General features: G+C 38.5%; 9 protein-coding genes. All 9 read left to right on the forward strand.

Annotated elements, in window-relative coordinates; all coding sequences use genetic code 11:
• The first annotated feature begins 39 nt into the window (after positions 1-39).
• The 9 genes from cmoM (at position 40) to PR761_RS05035 (ending at position 22,292) form a co-directional block, all read left to right on the forward strand.
• A complete protein-coding gene (gene cmoM / locus PR761_RS04995) occupies positions 40-828 on the forward strand; it encodes a tRNA uridine 5-oxyacetic acid(34) methyltransferase CmoM (protein ID WP_006813573.1) in 789 nt (262 codons plus the stop codon).
• Positions 825-2,150 (forward strand): chromosome partition protein MukF, encoded by a 1,326-nt coding sequence (gene mukF, locus PR761_RS05000; protein WP_006813572.1) that lies wholly within the window; start codon positions 825-827, stop codon positions 2,148-2,150. Before cmoM ends, mukF begins: the two co-directional genes overlap by 4 nt.
• On the forward strand, positions 2,131-2,859 hold the full coding sequence (mukE, locus tag PR761_RS05005; protein WP_006813571.1) for a chromosome partition protein MukE: 729 nt from the start codon (positions 2,131-2,133) through the stop codon (positions 2,857-2,859). The genes mukF and mukE overlap by 20 nt, the downstream gene beginning before the upstream one ends.
• Positions 2,856-7,295, forward strand: a complete 4,440-nt coding sequence (gene mukB, locus PR761_RS05010; protein ID WP_126436584.1) for a chromosome partition protein MukB — start codon at positions 2,856-2,858, stop codon at positions 7,293-7,295. Before mukE ends, mukB begins: the two co-directional genes overlap by 4 nt.
• Positions 7,296-7,477: 182 nt before the next feature.
• A complete protein-coding gene (aphA, locus tag PR761_RS05015) occupies positions 7,478-8,191 on the forward strand; it encodes an acid phosphatase AphA (RefSeq protein WP_006813569.1) in 714 nt (237 codons plus the stop codon).
• A gap of 352 nt (positions 8,192-8,543) precedes the next feature.
• Complete coding sequence (ldtD, locus tag PR761_RS05020) at positions 8,544-10,271, forward strand: L,D-transpeptidase (protein WP_112836473.1); 1,728 nt, start codon at positions 8,544-8,546, stop codon at positions 10,269-10,271.
• 316 nt (positions 10,272-10,587) lie between these two features.
• Entirely contained in the window at positions 10,588-11,136 is a 549-nt protein-coding gene (locus tag PR761_RS05025; protein WP_006813567.1) for a YcbK family protein, read from the forward strand.
• 39 nt (positions 11,137-11,175) lie between these two features.
• On the forward strand, positions 11,176-11,823 hold the full coding sequence (locus tag PR761_RS05030; protein WP_115164123.1) for an MBL fold metallo-hydrolase: 648 nt from the start codon (positions 11,176-11,178) through the stop codon (positions 11,821-11,823).
• Between the two features lie 221 nt (positions 11,824-12,044).
• Positions 12,045-22,292, forward strand: coding sequence for an anthrax toxin-like adenylyl cyclase domain-containing protein (locus tag PR761_RS05035; RefSeq protein ID WP_154611239.1), 10,248 nt, complete (start codon positions 12,045-12,047; stop codon positions 22,290-22,292).
• Positions 22,293-22,314: the final 22 nt, after the last annotated feature.

Genomic DNA, 22,314 nt, shown 5'->3' on the forward strand with positions numbered 1-22,314 from the left:
TGAGATGTAGATAACAAATTATAGGTAATTGGATAGCCCATGGCAGACCGCAACTTTGATGATATTGTCGATAAATTTGCAAAAAATATTTATGGAACGACAAAAGGGAAAATCCGTGAAGCGGTGGTTTGGCAAGATATTAGCCAGTTACTTGAAACTCATTTTCAAGGGCAACGCTTACGTATATTAGATGCGGGTGGTGGTGAAGGGCATTTTTCTCGAAAACTTGCTGCAATGGGCCATCAAGTTATTCTTTGCGATTTATCCGAAGAAATGCTGGAACGGGCATCGGTACTTGCTGATGAGCAAGGAATTAGCGAGAATATCAGCTTCATTCATTGTGCCGTACAAGATATTGCTCAACATCTCGATAAACCCGTCGATTTTGTACTTTTTCACGCGGTTCTTGAATGGATTAGCGATCAAAAATATGCATTAGAGCAACTGGCAGATATAATCAGACCAGAGGGCATATTTTCTGTCATGTTCTATAATGCAAATGGCTTGGTGATGCGCAATGCAATTTTAGGTAATTTCCATCTTGCAACTCCCCATATTCAACGTCGCCGCAAACGCTCGTTGTCGCCACAAAACCCACTTTTCCCTGTGCAGGTTGATGAGTGGCTAATCGGCTGTGGTATGGACATTTTAGGCAAAAGTGGTGTTCGAGTGTTTCATGACTATTTGCAAAGTAGACAATTACAACAAAAAGATTTTCCAGCGTTATTAGCGCTAGAACAACAATATTGTCGTGAAGAACCCTATATCAGCATGGGACGATATATTCATGTCATGGCACGCAAACAAACACAAAAGGACGATTTATGAGTGATTTTTCCCAGACCGTCCCTGAACTCGTGTCTTGGGCACGAAAAAATGATTTTGCGATTTCCCTACCTGCAGAACGCTTAGCTTTTTTGCTAGCGGTTGCTGTTCTTAACAGTGAGCGGGTCAATGGTGAAATGAGTGAAGGGGAGCTGGTGGATGCATTTCGTGAAGTCTGTAAAGGTTTCGAGCAGACCACAGAATCACTGGCTGTCAGAGCGAATAACGCCATCAATGACATGGTTCGCCAGAAAATATTCAACCGTTTTGCCAGCGACATTGTTGAAGGCAATGCGATTTATCGACTAACTCCCCTTGGTATCGGGATCAGCGATTATTATATTCGTCAGCGTGAATTTTCAACCTTAAGACTGTCTATGCAGCTATCAATTGTGGCGGGAGAGCTACAACGAGCAGCAGAATCAGCAGAAGAAGGTGGCGATGAATTCTATTGGCATCGCCATGTTTTCGCACCATTGAAATATTCAGTGGCTGAAATTTTTGACAGTATTGACCTTTCACAGCGCATCATGGATGAGCAGCAAAACAGCGTCAAAGAAGATATTGCATCCCTATTGAATCAGGATTGGCAGGCAGCTATTGCGAACTGTGAACAGTTATTGTCAGAAACATCTGGTACGTTAAGAGAGCTACAAGATACCTTGGAAGCAGCAGGAGACAAGCTACAAGCTAACTTGCTGCGTATCCAAGAGGCGAATATGAATGCGCCACAATTCTCTGAAATGGTTGATAGATTAATCTTTGATTTACAAAATAAATTAGACCGTATCGTGAGCTGGGGACAGCAATCTATAGATTTATGGATTGGTTATGACCGCCACGTACATAAATTTATCCGTACCGCAATTGATATGGATAAAAACCGTATATTTTCTCAACGCTTACGTCAGTCAGTGCAGCAATATCTCGATAGCCCTTGGGCGCTCACCTATACCAATGCGGATCGGTTATTTGATATGCGTGATGAAGAGTTGTCTCTGCATGATGAAGAGGTGATGGGGGAACTTCCACCTGATCTGGAGTTTGAAGAGTTTAGCGAACTCAATGACCAACTGGCGGCGTTAATTGAAGCGCAACTCGCGTTCTATAAAACCGACAAAAAACCGTTGGACATTGGCAACGTATTACAGAGTTACTTGAAGCAATACCCGTATAAACGTCACTTCGATGTTGCGCGTATTATTATCGATCAAGCTGTAAAATTAGGTATCGCAGAGGCTGATCTGGCGGGATTACCGGCAGAATGGCGAGCTATTAATGAGCACGGAGCCAAGGTACAGGCACATGTCATCGACAAATATTGAACAATATATGCCAGTTAAGCTGGCTCAAGCACTAGCTAATCCTATTTTCCCCGAGCTAGATAGCCAATTGCGTTCGGGTCGTCACATTAGTATTGATGACCTTGATAATCACGCATATTTAATGGATTTTCAGGAAGCCTTAGAGCAATTTTATTCACGTTATAATGTTGAATTGATCCGTGCTCCAGAAGGTTTCTTCTACTTACGTCCGCGCTCAACCACACTGATTCCACGTTCTGTACTTTCTGAACTGGATATGATGGTGGGTAAAATTCTGTGCTACCTCTATCTCAGCCCTGAACGTTTAACCAACCAAGGTATTTTTACGTCACAAGAGCTTTTCGAAGAGCTCTTATCACTGGCGGATGAAAACAAATTATTGAAATTTGTGAATCAGCGTTCTACGGGTTCTGACCTTGATAAGCAAAAATTACAGGAAAAACTCAAAACGTCCTTAAACCGGTTACGCCGTTTGGGAATGGTCTATTTCCTACAAAATGATTCAGGTAAATTTATTATTAATGAATCTGTATTCCGTTTTGGTGCAGATGTGCGCAGTGGCGACAGTCCGCAGGAAGCGCAATTGCGCATGATCCGTGACGGTGAAGCGGTATCCCTTGAAGGAGAATTATCTCTGCGTGATAGCGATGATGAAGATACCGAAGAGAGTCAAGATCTGGCTGAAAGTGATGAGGATGAACAAGAATGATTGAACGCGGAAAATTTCGCTCATTGACGCTAGTGAATTGGAACGGTTTCTTTGCTCGAACCTTTGACCTTGATGAATTAGTGACCACGCTATCAGGCGGGAACGGTGCGGGAAAATCTACCACCATGGCGGCATTTATCACCGCGATGATCCCTGACTTAACCTTGTTGCACTTCCGTAATACCACTGAGGCTGGGGCAACATCAGGTTCTCGAGATAAAGGCTTACACGGAAAACTACGTCCGGGTGTCTGTTATGCAGTATTGGATGTTCTAAACTCTAAACATCAGCGAGTTATGGTTGGAGTTCGCTTACAGCAAGTTGCTGGGCGTGACAAAAAAGTCGATATCAAGCCATTTATGATCCAAGGGGTACCGTTAGCAACTGTTCCAACTGAGATTTTAACGGAAGTCTTTGAAGGGCGTCAGGCAAAAGTCATCCCACTGAATGACTTAAAAGATCGCTTAGAAAAACAAGAGGGAATCCTGTTTAAACAGTTTCACTCAATTACAGATTATCACTCTGTATTATTTGAACTGGGTGTATTGCCTAAACGCCTACGCTCTGCAGGAGATCGTAGTAAATATTATCGTCTCATTGAAGCGTCACTGTACGGTGGTATTTCGAGTGCGATAACTCGTTCATTACGTGACTATTTATTGCCTGAAAATAGCGGGGTCCGTAAGGCTTTCCAAGATATGGAAGCGGCATTACGTGAAAACCGTTTAACGCTGGAAGCCATTCGCGTCACCCAATCAGATCGTGATTTATTTAAGCACTTGATTCATGAAGCCACAGACTACGTTTCTGCTGACTATATGCGTCACTCTAATGAGCGTCGTATTCATTTAGATAGTGCATTGGCCGCCCGTAGTGAGCTGTATAGCAGCCGAAAACAATTGCGTATTGAGCAAGTGCGTAGCATTGAAATGGCGCGTGAGCTTAATGAACAGACTGAAGCATCGACAGAGATCGAAGCAGATTATCAGGCAGCTAGCGACCATTTAAATCTGGTGCAGGCGGCATTACGCCAACAAGAAAAAATCGATCGTTATCAAGCTGATATTGAAGAACTCACATATCGTCTTGAAGAACAAAGTGAAGTGGTAGCTGAAGCCACTGAGAAGCAAGAAGAATTAGATACCCGAGCTCAAGCGGCTGAAATCGAAGTGGACGAACTGAAAAACCAGTTAGCCGATTATCAGCAAGCCCTCGACGTTCAACAAACCCGAGCGATTCAATATCAGCAAGCTCTACATGCGCTAAATCGTGCTCGAGAATTATGTCAGTTACCTGATTTAACAATTGAAAATGCAGACGAATGGCTAGAAACGTTTGAAGCCAAAGAGCAGCAAGCGACGGAAAGTTTATTAGCCTTAGAACAAAAAATGAGCGTGGCTGATGCCGCTCATAGTCAATTTGAACAAGCTTATCAGTTGGTGAAAACCATGGTAGGTGACGTTAGCCGTTCAGAGGCTTATCAGCAAGCACGCACTTTGCTGCGTGATTGGTCTTCACAACAGCACTTAGCTGAGCGTGTTCAGCCATTACGCATGCAGCTTTCTGAACTACAACAGCGTTTAGATAGCCAAAAAAATGCTGAAAAAGTACTCAATGAATTCTGTAAGCGTCATGGACAAAGTTATGAGCCGGATGAATTAGACGGGCTGATGGCTGAGTTAGAAGCATTACAAGAAGAATTGAGTCTTGGCGTCAGTGAAAGTGGCGAAAGACGTATGGAAATGCGTCAAGAATTAGAGCAAATTCGCCAAAGAATTAGTCAGTTATCCGCTAAAGCACCAGCGTGGATTATGGCGCAAGAAGCGCTCACACAACTGAATGAACAATCGGGTGAAACCTTTGAAAATAGCACAGAAGTGACTGAGTATATGCAGCAGCTTCTGGAGCAAGAAAGGGAGATCACCGTTGAACGTGATGAAGTTTCTGCACAACGCCGCGAACTGGAAAAGCAAATTGAACGTTTAAGCCAGCCGAGTGGTGCGGAAGATAGCCGAATGCTGGCATTAGCTGAGCGTTTTAATGGAATGCTGCTATCTGAAATCTATGATGATATTACCATCGAAGATGCCGCCTATTTTTCGGCACTGTATGGTCCAGCTCGTCATGGTATCGTGGTGCAAGATCTTTCCGTGGTACGTAGCCAACTAGAAAGCTTACAAGATTGCCCTGATGACGTGTATTTTATCGAGGGGGATCCTCAATCCTTTGATGACAGCGTTTTTGATGCTCAAGAGTTTGAAAATGCGGTACTCGTTCGTTCATCAGAGCGTCAATGGCGTTATTCTCGCTACCCTGAGCTGCCATTATTTGGCCGTGCAGCACGTGAAAGTCATTTGGAATCATTAAGTGCAGAACGTGATGAGTTATCTGAACGTTATGCGACATTATCGTTTGATGTACAAAAAATTCAGCGTGCTCACCAAGCCTTTAGCCGCTTTATTGGTCAGCATATCTCTGTTGCGTTTGAAGCTGATCCTGAAGCAGAAATTCGCACATTAAATCAAAGACGTACTGAGTTAGAGCGTGCATTAACTCAGTTTGAAGAACAAACTCAACAGCAACGTCAGCAATTTACCCAAGGTAAAGAGAGCTTATTGACGCTCAATCGCTTACTACCTCAAGTTAATTTACTGATGGATGAAACGCTGGCGGATAGAGTCGAAGAGATCCGCGAAGAGCTTTCTGAAGCCGAAGAGGCGGCTCATTTCCTCAATAAATACGGTAATAATCTGGCAAAATTAGAGCCAATAGTCACTGTGTTATTGAGCGACCCTGAGCAACATGACCAACTACGTAAAGATTACGAGTTAGCAAAACATACTCAGCAGCAAGCCAAACAGCAAGCCTTTGCTTTAGTTGAAGTCGTTCAGCGTCGAGCTCACTATAGTTACAGTGACTCTACGGGGATGGTGAATGAAAATGCTGATCTCAACGAAAAACTGCGTCAACGTTTAGAACATGCCGAAGCTGAACGTACACGTGCGCGTGAACAGTTGCGTCAACATCAAGCTCAAAGTACCCAATATCATCAAGTTTTTGCTTCTCTGCGTAGCTCATTTGAGACAAAACAAGAGATGCTTAAAGAGCTTGAAGCAGAAATGCAGGAAATTGGCGTCAAAGCTGATCCTGATGCACAAGAGCGAGCAAGTATTCGTCGTGATGAACTGCATCAATCAGTGATGGCGAACCGTACCCGAATTAACCAATTAGAAAAACAGCTGACATTATGTGAAGCTGAAATGGATAATTTACAAAAACGCCTACGTAAGTTAGAAAAAGATTATTACCTAATCCGCGAACAAGTTGTTTCTGCTAAAGCGGGTTGGTGTGCCGTAATGCGATTAGTGAAAGATAACGGTGTTGAGCGTCGTTTACATCGTCGTGAGCTAGCGTATACGGACGGTGATAGCTTACGTTCTATGTCGGATAAGGCGCTCGGAGCATTACGTTTAGCGGTCGCTGATAATGAACATTTACGCGATGTACTGCGTTTATCTGAAGATCCAAAACATCCAGAGCGTAAAATTCAGTTCTTTATCGCGGTATATCAGCACCTGCGTGAACGTATTCGCCAAGATATTATTCGTACTGATGACCCAATTGATGCAATCGAACAGATGGAAATCGAGTTGGCACGCTTGACGGAAGAGCTAACTGCCCGTGAACAAAAACTGGCTATTAGCTCGAAGAGTGTTGCGAACATTATTCGTAAAACAATTCAGCGAGAACAAAACCGTATTCGGATGCTAAACCAAGGTCTGCAAGCGGTATCCTTTGGTCAGGTGAAAGGGGTTCGTCTGAATGTCAATATTCGCGAAAGCCATGCATTGCTGCTCAGTGTGCTATCGGAAGAAAGCGATATGCACCAAGACCTGTTCACCAGTCAGCGTTTAACCTTCTCTGAAGCGATGGCGAAATTGTATCAGCGTTTGAATCCTCAAATGGATATGGGGCAACGTTTGCCACAGACCATTGGTGAGGAGCTGTTAGATTATCGTAACTACTTAGAGTTAGATGTTGAAGTCAACCGGGGTTCAGATGGTTGGCTGAAAGCAGAAAGTGGCGCACTCTCTACGGGGGAAGCGATTGGTACGGGGATGTCCATCTTGGTGATGGTTGTTCAAAGCTGGGAAGAAGAATCCCGCCGATTACGTGCGAAAGATATTACGCCATGTCGTTTACTGTTCTTGGATGAAGCGGCGCGTTTAGATGCAAAATCTATTGCGACGTTATTCGAACTGTGTGACCGATTGGAAATGCAATTAATTATTGCAGCACCAGAAAATATCAGTCCAGAGAAAGGAACAACCTATAAACTGGTACGTAAGGTGACAGGTAATACGGAGCATGTTCACGTAGTGGGTTTAAAAGGTTTTGGTCAAGATGTGCCAGTAGCACAGGCTTTGCCTCAATAACGCCCTTTATACTTTAAATAACAAAAACCGACATGGGAAACTGTGTCGGTTTTTTGTTTTTGTATCATCAATAGTTGATGACCTGCAATGAGATTCAAATCTCATTTTTATGTAATGAAAAACTCTATGATTACACTCCGTGAGTAGTTAATCACGAAAATACATTATTATAAGGATCAACTATGAAGAAAATAACACTGACATTAAGCGCAATTGCATTGGCGCTGAGCTTTACAGCAACTTCTCAAGCTAAGCTACCAATGCCAGAAACAGTCAGTACAGGGGTGACTGTTGCTGAATTAGCCGCGCAACAGCCAGTGCATTGGGTGTCTATTGAGCAAATTAAAAAAAGCTTAGAGGGTAAGGCACCTATGGCAGTCGGTTTTGATATTGATGATACGGTTTTATTCTCTAGCCCAGGTTTTTACAGAGGTAAAATTGAATTTTCACCAAATGATTTTAGCTATCTGAAAAATCCTCAGTTTTGGGAAAAAATGAATAACGAGTGGGATAAATTCAGCATGCCAAAACAAGTAGGTGTTGATTTAGTCAAGATGCACTTAGAGCGTGGCGATGCAGTTTATTTCATTACCGGTCGTACTCAGACTAAAACTGAAACAGTGACCAAATATGTACAAGAAGGGTTACATATTCCTGCTGATAAAATGAATTCAGTTATTTTTGCAGGGGATGAGCCAGGTAAAAATAATAAAGTAAGCTGGATGCGTGATCATAAACTAACTATCTATTATGGTGATGCAGATGCGGACATTGCTGCAGCTAATGAGCTCAATATTCGCGGTATCCGAATTCTTCGAGCGGCCAACTCCTCTTATCAACCATTACCAAAAGCAGGTCGTTTTGGTGAGGAAGTTGTGATCAACTCAGAATATTAATATTTTGAATTTTTAATAGTTAAAGGTGCATGTTCACCTTTAATTATTTTAACTTATCCATTAATCAATTTAATGGTCACTAATTCGTTAAATTTAACTTATTTAACATTGTTTATTTCGTTAAATTTTCAATTGTCATGATTTAATCGGTTTGTTATTACGTAACTCACCGGAAATAAGAATAATTCTATTTCTCACCTCGGTTTATGAATATTTCGGAATCAATCGCTCTTCACTCCCGATAAAGACAAAATTAGTCTATTCCTATAACATTCTCGTCAAAATTAAATATAATCAAATAGTCACTATAATAAAAAATAATGTTATTCCTGTAGTAACTTAAGGTGGATGTATGGCAAAGAGAAGAGTGAAAGCTCTGCAGGTCTCAGTAATATGTGGGCTGATGGCACTACAATTTCCTGCTTTTTCTGAACAAGAAAATGCGCAGCAAAGCAATATTGAAATTCAACAACCTCAAGCAGTTATTGCAGATGAGGTAAAAACGGTAATGCCAAAAGACAGCTTGGCAAAAATCACTGAATCATTACCTGCTGATACCAAGTTGGTATTTTCTGAACAACTGGCCAAGGTGTATGCCGATAATCAGATGAAATTGCTGTGGCAAGATGAAACGGCAATTAGTCAATTCCAACAACAATTAGCAGAACTCGCTCTCGCGGGGTTTCAGCCGCAGTTTAGTGAATGGTTGCTGTTATTAGAAAATAGTCAATTGAGTGAGCTGGGGCGTGATGCAATTTTGTCTGACGCTATGCTGGGTTATTTACAGTATCTGGCGGCTATTGATACTAATGGTCAGTATTGGCTATATACCAGCCGCCCTTATAAGATCATTGCACCGACAACATCTCAAATGAAACCTTGGCTCGATGCAATATCTGAACATCGATTAGCTGAGTGGGTTAAAGCGCAAGCTCCGAAACATACAATGTATCAGCCAATGCGTAAAGAAATGCTGAAGCAGCTTACATTGCCTGAAGACACACTAGAAATCACGAGCACGAAAGCCCTAAAACCGGGGCAGGCAAGTGATGATGTTATCACATTGCGTGAAATCTTAGTGCGTGATGGGCTACTTGATGCTTCCGTTATCGGTGAAGCCATTGATGCATCTGCACCACCAGAAGAAATAGCGAAAGTGACAGCTAATGCTCGTGTTTATAACGACGAGTTAGTGGAAGCAGTAAAAAAATTCCAGCTTCAATATGGTTTAGAAGCTGATGGCGTTGTAGGGCGTGGAACGCGGGTTTGGCTGAATATGCAGCCTAAACAAAAAGCGGGACTAATGGCATTAAATATTCAACGATTACGGATTGTTCCTGAAAGTAGTGGAACGGGTATTTTGGTTAATATTCCCGCTTATACGTTAGATTTTTATCTTAATAATGAAATCATTTTAGATTCTAAAGTGATTGTAGGTCGAGCTGATCGTAAAACGCCTATAATGAGCAGTGCACTGAATAATGTGGTGATTAACCCACCTTGGAGTGTCCCAACAAGTTTAGCGCGTAAAGATATCGCGCCAAAAGGTAAGGTCGATCCGAGTTATTTTAGCCGCAAGGGGTATACAGTTTATTCTGGATGGGGACAGGATGCCTATGAAGTGGATCCTTATTCCATAGATTGGGAAAATATGAGCCCAGCTAATTTCCCATACCGAATTAGACAAGCACCAGGGCCAACGAACTCTTTAGGGCGTTATAAATTTAACATGCCGAGTTCGGATGCTATCTATTTGCATGACACGCCTAACCACAGCTTGTTTAACAAGAATGCTAGAGCAATCAGTTCTGGATGTGTTCGTGTAAATAAAGCGAGCGAATTAGCCACTATTTTGTTAGGGGATGCAGGTTGGGCTCAAACGCGAATTGATGGTGCATTAAAAGACGGTTCAACACGTTATGTGAATATTCCTGACAGAATCCCAGTCTACCTCTATTACCAAACCGCATGGGTAGATAAGGATCAGCAGCCGCAATATCGTGCAGATATTTATCAATACGATGGTAGCATTGATAATGTAGATAAGTATCTTCCAGCAATCAAGACTATTTTACGTTAATGATTTAATTCGTCAGGGAACTTCGGTTCCCTGAACTCATAAAGATTGTATTTCACAAGTATTCCAAATAATTCTTATAAATTATATTTTTCAAATGAATAATTTGTGCTTTTATATATATGTAATCGAATTGTTGTATTATTCTCATTGAGATTGATTTAAGTGATTTCACTCACCTTTTTGCATAAATGTGATGAATTTTCCTTAATTTACGCAATTCTTTACATAATTATACGTTTAAGCCAAATATCATTTGCTAGACTGATCAGGTTGAAATGTATTTTTGTCGAATTGATTAACACCTGAGTTATCACCTATGGATATGATTGACCAAAACCGCAGAAAATGGTTGGGAATTGGTGCTGCTGCTATCGGCTTAAGCCTATTACCAAATCATGTACTTGCTGCAATGAGTACCCCACGACCAAGAATTTTACGTTTCCAGAATATTCATACTGGAGAATTTTTAAAGACTGAATTTTTTGATGGTCGCCGTTATAACAAATCGGAGCTGGCTCGCTTGAATCACCTTTTCCGTGATCATCGTAGCGATAAAGTAAAAACCATCGATCCTAAATTGTTTGACCAAATCTATATATTACAGATGATGATGGGCATCAATAAACCTGTTCAATTGATTTCAGGTTATCGCTCATTAGAAACCAATAATGAACTTCGCCGTAAGAGTTCTGGTGTGGCAAAACAAAGCTACCATACTCGTGGTCAAGCGATGGATTTCCATATCGAAGGTTTACAACTCAGTAATGTACGTAAGGCTGCGCTAAAAATGAGTGCAGGCGGTGTCGGTTATTATCCGAAGAGCAATTTTATTCATATTGATACAGGACCCGTCAGAACATGGTAATCTGTGTATAGGTGACACAGATTACGGAGTAATTGTTCGATGAAATACACTATTATCCCAGTAACGCCATTTATGCAAAACTGCCATATTATTTGGGATGACAATTCAATGGAAGCGGTTATCGTTGATCCCGGCGGTGAAGCTGAAAAGCTCATTAACGCGATTGAATCCCTCGGATTAACGTTAACTAAAATTCTACTTACCCATGGTCATTCTGACCATATTGGTGCCTCAGCACCTCTCGCGAAGCATTTCGGTGTGCCTATTTATGGTCCACAAAAAGAAGATGCTTTCTGGATTGAAAATCTTGCTCAGCAAAATGCGATGTTTAATATTGGAGACTGCCCAGACTTCACGCCCGACCATTGGTTGGAAGAAGGGGATAGTGTTTCTTGTGGCAACATTAAATTTGATGTTCTCCATTGCCCTGGCCATACGCCTGGTCACATTGTCTTTGTGAACCATGGGGATAAATTGATCTCTATGGGGGATGTGCTCTTCAAAGGTGGGGTTGGTCGTAGTGATTTTCCGCGTGGAAACCATCAGGATTTAATTTCCTCCATCAAAAATAAACTATTGCCACTCGGCGACGAATATCAATTCATTCCGGGTCATGGTCCCATGTCTACATTAGGGCATGAACGCATTAGTAATCCTTTCTTGCAGGATGAATTGCCAGTTTGGTGATTATCCCATCGATGTTGACATTTTATTTCAATTAAAACCCCAACTAGGGGTTTTTTTATAGTTATCAAAAAAACTAATCAGAATTGACGCTAAAGTCCGTCTTAATTTTATACTATTTATCTGACAAAATTTGATACGTTTGATATTTTAAATATGATTTAAATTTTAATTGTAATCAAATCATGTAATGAATCATTATTTTCATTTTAATAAGGATATTTATGAAAAAGAATCATCTCGCCGTAAAATTTATTCAGAAAGAATTTATTGATTATTCTAATGATTATAGAAATAAATGGATAAAATTTTTTTTTAAAAAAAACAATGTGAAAATTTTAAATAAAATGACAACAGTAAATGGTATAAATTATTCAAATTCAGGCGGTTATTGTTATGGATTTTCTTATGCTTTTTTAGCCTACAGTACGATAGATCAAAATGAAAAATATTTTCATAAAATGAATGATTTTCTGTCAATAATTAATAGTGATTCTGAAAATGAAAGTCACATTAGTAAAGTAAAAAATAAAGCCTTAAAAATACATGCTTCTTTATTACTTAATGAATCAATGAGAGATGTAATATTTACTCAAGGTATTGAAATTAATTCAGGAATTGAAGGAGACTTATTAAGTAAAGGTTTTGATTATCCCATTGAAGGGGATTCATTAATAAATTATATGAGTAAATCAATAGATAAGAATAAAGTAGCATATAAAATTTATTATCGAAAAAATCAGATCGCTAAGAAATATGTCGATTATATGTACGAGTTACAAAGAATAAAAATTAATGATTTTTATAGTGCACTTAGTAAAGACTCTGTTTTTTTTGAGAGTGGAAAAGGTGCTGAATTATTATCAGATCCTTGGTTTATTTCATTCTATAAAAAATTTAATAATAGAGATAACTTACAAAATAATGACTTTACTCTCGATGATGCAAATTTTTTCAGAGAAATGATATCTAAAAGTATTCAATGGGATAATTATCATCAGCAAGAAAAATTTAATTCAAATAATGGAGTTAAACTTAATGATTATTATCATAGCTATCTTGATAGAACAAGTGCTAGAACAGAAATAACAGTAAATAAATTTATTGATAAGATAAATAACCACATCAAAACAAGTCGTGAACAGTTATTGTTTGAATTTTCAAGTCCTAATCACGCAATGGCAATATCTGTAAAATATAACACGGATACTAAGTCATGGGATTATCTATTTTTCGATCCTAATATAGGTATAATAAAAAATCATAAAAAAAACGATTTTAGTGAATTTCTTCATAAATATGTTAGCCAGCAATCGAAATTCTATCTTTTTAAAAAGAAAGATAATGATTTCTTGATTAATTTTACCCAATTTGATCTCTTAGAGTCTACAAAGAAACCATTAAAAGATATTAATGTTAATGATCTTCATATGACAGAAACGTTACTGTTTACTGAAGAAGGAAAAAATATTTATTTGGATGAAAATAGGGAGAATAAATTAAAATATAAAGAATTATTTTTCGATAGTGAATTTGTTAAGGTTAAACTGAGTTTAAAAAATAACTCTAAATATATTTATACTGATATACTTGATATAACAGAATTAACTTCAACCATCAATGCAAATTTAGATTCACTATCAACGTTATCAGGTGATATTGTGATTTCACAAAGTGGTAGTAAAGTTTATTCTGTTGGTAAAAACTTTGATGTTAGCACATTAAATAATGTTTCACGAAAGGAAAATAATATAGATTTAGTTAGCAAGGATTATGATAGTGTTAATTTACATTTAAAGCCACTAACAGACACGAAACCTTCGATTATTTCTGGGATTCCCGTATCTCATCAACATTCCATCAATCAGGTTGCCAATGACGAAAATATTATTATTGGTATTCGTCCTGTTGACCTGAAGTCTAGAAATTTAATAGAGTCAGGATATTACAGTAGCAAAGGTTTAGCTATCAAAGGAAAAAGTTCTGATTGGGGGCCTCATGCAGGCTTTATTCCTATTTCTCAAAAGTTTGCTAAGAAATCAGCTAGGGAAGATGTTGATAAGTACAACCAATATATCCAAAAATCTCTTAACGAAGGAAGTGCTATTTCCGTTGTGCTTGAAATTTCTTCAGAACGAGTAAATGAGCTTTTACAGCATAAAGCTATTTTGCCTTCAAGAGGTATGAATGAGCTTGGTTATAGTGAAGTAATATCATTACTTGATGGGAAAGAGATTGTTTTTTATCTAAAAAAATCGTCTCATGGTGAGGGTGATTTTTGGCAACTTTATCATCAGGAAGAGGGAGAAATAAAGCCATTCTATGTTATTGGTGATCCTAAAACAGGAAAATCGATGACGGCTGATTATGATCTTTTTAGTATTATTTTTCCGATTTCGGAATTAGAACACTATGCCAAAGTGACGGAAATGCCAAGCTGGGCAGAATGGAAGAGTGGTATTAATTATGATGAATTAACGGTATATCAGAAAGCGTTATATGAAAATGAAGCGGAATATAATAAACAAGAGGGGCGAGATAATGGCATTACAAATAGCAAAATTAAAGAAATAAAAAATAAGCTAAATCGAAGGCTTGGTCGGACAGATGGTATGGAATTAATTCATCATGGTGCAGACGATGCGAACCCTGCGAGTGTGATGCACGACAATTTTCCTATTACTTTTTTCCTTCCTGAAAAATTGAAAGGTAGAAATGCATTGACAGGGGCATCTGAATCTATTTCCACTTATTTTCAGATGAACGCGCAAGGCGCTATTATTATCAATAATGCAGAGCAACTATCTAATTTTCAACAGTTGTTAATTAATCAAGGCTATCGGGCTCCCTTAAATAAAATATGGAATGAAGGTGATAATGGACAGTATTTTGATCCTAAAAGAAAAATATCAGAAAGCTTTATTGAGGGGCGTATTGAAATAGCAAGAAAGAAAAGTCTTGCTAATGAGTTGAATGATGGTTTTGGATATGAAGGAATTAGGAAAAGTAACCGAGCTTATGATAACGAAATGGAAAATATTCTCGGTAAACCAATATCTCAATTAGACGAGGGATTTGATGATGTCTATTTGGATGAAATAAAACAACATAATGTGTTTTTATTGTCAGGGGAATCATCCATAGCAACCGACTCTATTGATACCTGGTTAGACCCAATGTTGAAATATCGTCTTGCTAAGGAGCTGGATGCTGAAATATCAAGAACTATAAAGCCTACAGAATATGGTTACAATGTGATCATTCAACTTGAAGGGGATAATGCATCAACAAATGCGGCGGCAAATGCATTTTCGAAGCACCCAGATGACTCGATGGTCATTCAGTTCAATTTGAAAACGAAACAATATAAAATTTTGCACGGAGATATTTCCAGATTAGATTCAGGGAAAGTAAGGTGGATAACGGTTGGTCATGGGAGTTATCTAGGGAGTAATCAGCCTACATTATATGCTGATGTGAATGCTAGACAATTTTCTGATTCGATTCGTTATTTACAAAAGAAAGTCTTAAATAATAATCAACCATCAAAATTGGTATTAATGGGATGTAATTTAGGGCGTGGTGGAATCAATGAAAATTTTGCTCTGAGAGCAACCGCAGCATTATCTGAGCATAACTTGAATATGCCGATTACAGCTTATAATCGCCTACTTAAAAATATTTATTTAGGAAATAAATTTGTTAAGGCTGATGGAAGTAGCAATGATTCTGTAGGTACTAAAGGTTATAAATTTATCTATCAATTTAATGTTGATACCCAGCAAGTTAGAATTAATAAAAGTTCATCGACATTATATTTCATCAATGAACTACGCCGTGGTGAAATTACATTATCACAGTTAAATAATAGCCTTGAGCTTGACCCGCTAGGAGCATTTAGAGATTTAGGTACACGACAGCTCGATTTTGATTTGATCAAGAAAGTGGCTTATAACCCGAAGGCGTATGAGTTATTCGTCAGTGAATTAAAACGATATCAAGGTATTTTGCCTAATAGTTTTCATCGAGATTTTTCTACGAGACTCAATGAACTTGGTATGAAATCTATTCCAATATGGAAAATGGTGAACAGCACTAATATCCAGCAGATTGCAGCAGCTAATGTCATGCCAGAGGATAATTCGGTATCTGTTGTTATTCGAGTGGTTGGTAGTCCTAAAGGGAGGCAAGTTGCAGAACAGATAGCCGCAAAGAATGCAAAAAACACCATTATTTTCCAGATGGATATCGATAATAAAAAGTGGACTATTGAATATGGTGAGTCAGAGATACCTTCGTTAATTGAAAGCCAAAAGCCCGTAAAATGGACGGTTATTGGGGATTCTGAGGTTATTAGAAAGCCAACACAAAATTTATTAGCAGGGTTGGTTGCGGTAAAACAAAAATACCCTGTGATATCACCTGAGAGTATTTTCTTCCATTCTATTGGCCCTCACATGCTCACAACAAGTGCTGAACACCATCAGTTTGCAGCAGATTTATCTGCTCATTTAAAGCAGCATGGCGTGAATGCTTCGGTCATAACCCAGTTTACCCGTGAAACCGTTGTACCCACTAATAATAGGCCCTTTATCAATTCAGATAGCTCAGTGCTTAGCCAAACTAATCATCAAAAGGTGCAATCTTTACTCGAGCGCATTGCGTTAAAAGAAATTGATGTGAATAGAATTCAGCTCACTGAGCATCCTTATATGGAGACATATTTTATGGATGATACTGGGGAGATAGATGTTAATAAAATAAAAATTGTAGTTAATGATCCATTGCTCAATATGGAAATAAATCGTTATCTTTCCTATGAACTAACAGAAAATAAAGCACATTTTGATGCGTTGTTTGAATTACCACGAGCAGCTTCACTACAAGGACAAGCTGCGGATCTCAGAATAATTTTGCAAGGCTTACATCATGACCCAACGATGATAAATCATTTAAGTGAGCGCTCTATTGCGCAATTAAAAGTGTTATATCCTTCAATATATGGGGTTAATCGTAGCGAAATTATCGCATTAGTGACAAATGCTAATGCGTATACACGGCTTAATGATGAACTATTAATGCTTAGCAGCCTTCATATAGACAACATTGAGGAAAGCGGTTTAAAAAACTTAACTTTAGCGCAGGTATTGCAGATATATCGTGATGGTCAACGGCAAAAACATCAACAATTTAGACAGCTGCTCAATCAGCAAAATAATCAACCTGATGGTAGACAAATCAGCCTATTTCATCATGGCTGGATAAGGAATAGTGGTTATTCCTCGACATTTGATCAAAATATAGGATTGATTCTAAGTATAGAACACCAGTTATTTGGTGTTGATCAAGCTCGTGATTTAGTTGAACTACGTGCTGAGTTCTTACAAAAACAGCAGCAAGGAACACTTTCTACCACGGAAGCTGAAGCATTACATCAAATTCAGCATTACATCTCTGAAGTGGAAAATCGCTATTCAAAGAAAGGAATTTTATCGGCGGATCAATCTATTTTAGATACGCTATCGACAAGTAATACCTATTATCATAATGATAACGATAGCCTATTGTTTATCAAAGGGAAAAATACCACTTTCACGATTAGTCAAATTACAAAAAATGGACTTAAACAATACAGTTTATTTGATCCTAATGGCCTGCAGGTTAGTGTGTCACTTAGTGACCATTACATGGCTAAAAAAAGTTTCTTTCAGTTAATACGAGATTATTTCAATGAAGAGATCATGCTAGACGACGGTAAGAAAATAATTCGTGGGCAGCATGCGGGGTTGAATAAAGATGAAAAAGGCCATTTTAGAGCCGACCTAGAATATGTCGATATTCGTGATAGAAAACTATTCGGTGATTTAGCGTCTCAACGAAATATTATTGCTCAGCAAATAGAAACCACGTCACCAGCCAACTGCTGGGTGACATTCTATGGTGAAAAAATTGCATTAGCAAGATTACAAAATTTAGGGGTAACCGTTGATGGAGAAGCGATTACTTTAGCACATACGAAACAAATAGGCTGGGATGCAAATGCTCGTATTAATGGCAATAAATTATCACTTGAATTGGCGATGCTTGAGGGCAGTCAGTCAGACCATGCGTTATTAAAAATAATTTATCGTGCCAAGCATGATAATAATCCGATTATTGATAATGAGATAGATTTTACGACGAGCGCTGTTTACAAAAAACAAATTAAAATAATTGAAGCAGCTCCGGATATTAATGATACACAACGGTTACCTGCATTAGTAGTTGACTTAAATACAACAGGGAAAAAATTATCGTTATTTCAGCGTATTGGATCTCGTGCAGGTCAAACGATGGGGGGGGCTGGAATGACTCAAGCATTAATCAGTATTTCCAGCCTCTTGAATAAACTCAACAACCCTGATTTAACGGCAGAAGAGTATGCTGAATTAGAAAAACAGCTTTATATCTCCTGTGGCTCCGCATTTTTCAATTACGGCGATATGATTTTGCAGCCCATTTTGTTGAAAATAGCTAGCAATAATAGTGCCTCTTCATTAACCAAAAGTCGAATTGCTTCAGGGGTCGTTGTTGTATTTAACCTAGTTGGTATGGGTATTGATGCCTATCAAGCATATGATAATTTATCTAAGCTAGATAGTGTGACCGATCCAAAGCAGCGCCAAGATTTGATTGTGAATGCCTCTTTCTCTATTGCGAGTTTTGTTATCAATGGGGTGACTGTTGTTGGTGTTTTGGTCTCTTCATCTACTATTCCTGTTGTCGGTTTGGTTGTAGGTGGTCTTTTAATTGTGGGTGGCTGGATTTATAACGGACGGCGTGCAGTTGAAAATATTAAGGCAGATATTGATATTAGTTGGGACCGTGAGCTAGAAGAAGGTATCCGCGGAGCATTAGGTTTAGATCCGACTCAACGAACTCAACAAGAAATCATTATTAAGCGATACATTGATTCATTCAAGCATTCTGATTGGGATATTGACCTTCATCATTTTGAACAATCATTACGTCATGTAGGTTTTGACCATCATCTCAGTGTTATTGACAAGCCTACTTATCAGGAAATCGATCGTTATTATTTAGTGGATAATCAAGGTGATTATTTTGGTGGAACACTTGGTTATGTAAAAACTGGACTATACACTGGAGAGATGCGCCTTACCAAACGAGGGGCTCCATCATATACATTACAAGATGCTAACTTATTATTGAATTCCTATATATTAACTTATGATGGAAAAGCGGGGCGTAAAGGTCAAGGTAGTCATGGATATGTATCGCCATATAAAAAAGAATTGAAAGAAACTTTTGAGCTAAAACGTGTTGGTAGCGAATCATCGGATGAACGATATTCGTTTAATCCCGGCTATTCAAACCCATTGTTGGCACAATTTAAAAATAGGCATCAGATTCAAGATACAGATTTAAAGTTGCCTATTGAAGAGCAATTAGGACGCTCCAATCCTGAGCAATTGAGTTTTTTTTCTAAAAAAACTAAATTTGGACCTTTAGGGCAAACAATTTTTTCGGGTAGTTATCAGCGTGATAGCAAGCATTTAGTTGATGATAAAAGAAAAATTAGTTGGTATTTGAATGATAGGGATAGCCGCGGGAGCAGTTTTAATAGCGCCACTGGAAATGATCTGATTATTGGTTTCCAGAATCGTAAAAATGCATTCCTAATTTTGTCAGGAGAAAAGTATTTTGCGGGTGGTGAGCATGATGATTATTTTTATTTGCGGGATAACAGTCTTGCATCTTTACGTTATCGAGGAAATGAACCCACAAAGTTTTTGGATGGTCAGCAAGGCAATGATACGTTAATTATTGATAACTTACCTGATGAATATCGTGCCAAAGTTAATTTAAATGAGAACCAGATAAGTTATCAACGAGAGGATCATCAGGAGACTATTTATGTTGCACACTTAAATAGTATTGAGCATATAGTCGTTCGTGGAAACACTAATGATGAAGTACAAGGCGATGAAAATCATAATATTTTAGATGGTGGGTTAGGGATAGATACTCTATATGGTCACGACGGTGACGATAAGCTTATTTTGACCCAAGGCTATGCTAATGGAGGAAATGGTAGCGACAGTTATCAGATTAGACGTTTTGTCTGGGCTCAGAATGTTGATGACTTATATTATACAAGATATAAGTTTAATCGTCAGACAAAAGCTATTGATAGGAAAAACGCGGTTAAATCTAAGTATTTAAAAAATGAGAAGCATTATAACGCAATGATCACGATTGATGAAACGACAGATTCATCCAGCATTGTGAGCCTAAATTACTCGTTAAAAGAAATACATGATGTGTATGTTGAGGGAAACCACTTATATATAAAAATCCAGTTACCGGCAGAAAAAATCGATGGATACGTTTTCACTAATATTCATAGCCAAGTTACGCTGGAATTAAAAAATATTTACCGCTCAACGTCAAAAGGTCGAGAAGCTCGGCATCACTATCACTTACGTACACATGATGGGTTTATTTTAACGAGCGAATTGAGCCATTTAGCGATAGAAACTCCGTCTGTTTATCGTGATAAGTTATTCAATATTCATTATTTGCAAGTTAATGATCAGCTCCATAGTTCAGATAACAAAACTCTTTTGATTGATGAGGCCAAAGGAGAATTAATCATTGATGGAAAACAAATCTATGTTTCTCCGTCATGGGGAACGTTATTGCCCATGGGGGCAGCAACGAATTTAACCTATAGAGGTAATGAAAAAAATAACATTGTTTCTCATGTTAAGTCGGGTAGCCAAATAAAGGTGAGTTTAGGACAAGATGCCTATCAAATTAGTGAATTAGATTATGAGCATGGAGATATTATTTTTGATTTCTCAGAAGTTCATCACCAATACACCGATCAAGATAAAGTCATTTTATTGTTGCCGGTGGTGAATGGTTATCAATTAAAAATGAAAGGTTCTCGGCTGATATTAAAAGATCGATTTTTACAGACACAGTTAGCTATTCGATTTAATCAGGTTAATGAAAAAACACGTAATGCAGTTCTGATCCAAGATAAACATGGCCATTTATTTACCATAAACTGGAATGATGAGCAGGGAACCATTACGCCATTAATAACAGTCAATGAAGCTACCGGCGATAATGACAAGATTATTATTCCTCATGGCTATATTTCTAAGCAAAGAGTGATAGATGGTCTAGCCGGGAATGATGCCATTATTGACAATAGCGCAATGAGCCATGTCCTGCTGGGTGGCGATGGCGATGATACCCTTAGAGCAGAAAAAGGTCATAATGTGCTTTATGGGGGAGTGGGGGATGATTTCTTGACTGGAGGGGAGGGCCGGGATTTATTGCTATCGGACCAGGGAACTGATGTCTTGATGGGTGGCGCTGGCGATGATGACTATCTCATTGATGGAAATAAAGAAGGCGTGACTTACATCGATGATACCCAGGGGAATAATCAAATATTTTTGCTTAATTTTGATGCGCATTTTCTAATTAAAACCGATGATGATGGGCATACTTACCATATTTATTTGTCGAATAGTGGACATTTTGTACAGATTAAGCAACCTAAAGAGGGCCGTGATAGTTCGGTGAAAGTTCATTTACTCGATGAACCTCCGGAAGCCTTTCAAGCTGTATTAGATAATGGATTTGAGTCATTGGCACAACATTTCGCCAATAAACTCACTACTGCACAAAAATTAGGCTTAGCGGATGATTGGAAGCCCGCTAATGAGTTATATATTGTGCAGAAAGATATACTAAAACCTATAAATGTAACACCACGAGCAAATATTTTAAACCTCACGACTAATACCCCTAGAGGACAATGGTTTATCAATGCGCAAGATGGATCTGACAGGATCAGTGACCAAAGTAAACAGGGGCGTATTATCAAAGGAGGACGGGGAAATGATTTACTATTTGTGTCTGGGGGGGAAAATGTTATATGGGGTGGTCAGGGAAATGATATTGTACAAGGAGGGAAAGGACAAGATGTCCTTATTTCCACTCATGGCAGTGATAGATTAATGGGAGGAATAGGGAATGACCTTTACATTATCGATGGAAACTCCGAGGGGAATGTAGCTATTGAGGATTACTATGGTGTGAACCAAGTGATATTAATTAACTTCAAACAAGATGCGGAGTATGAAAAAGTATCTGAAGGTTTATCTAAAATGACCTTTAAATCTGAAAAAGGGCGAACTGTATCGATTATGTTTAAAGACAGTCCAATGAATGTCACCAGCCTTTTAGATGTGAAACATATCAATAATCATGCTGCTTTTTCCACCTCTGAGGCAAATAATACATTTAACCTATTAGTCCAACTGTTAGTTGAACAACGTATTGAACATGAAAATAGCTATGACCCTTCCTCTGCGTCTGAGTATAAACAAAATTGTTGGGGAGCAATTCCTCATGCTCAGCGTTTTTTAAATAACGTGAATAGCCTATAGATATAAAAAACACCCCTTATGG

This window comes from Providencia sp. PROV210 (assembly GCF_028479445.1).
Lineage (GTDB): Bacteria > Pseudomonadota > Gammaproteobacteria > Enterobacterales > Enterobacteriaceae > Providencia > Providencia rustigianii.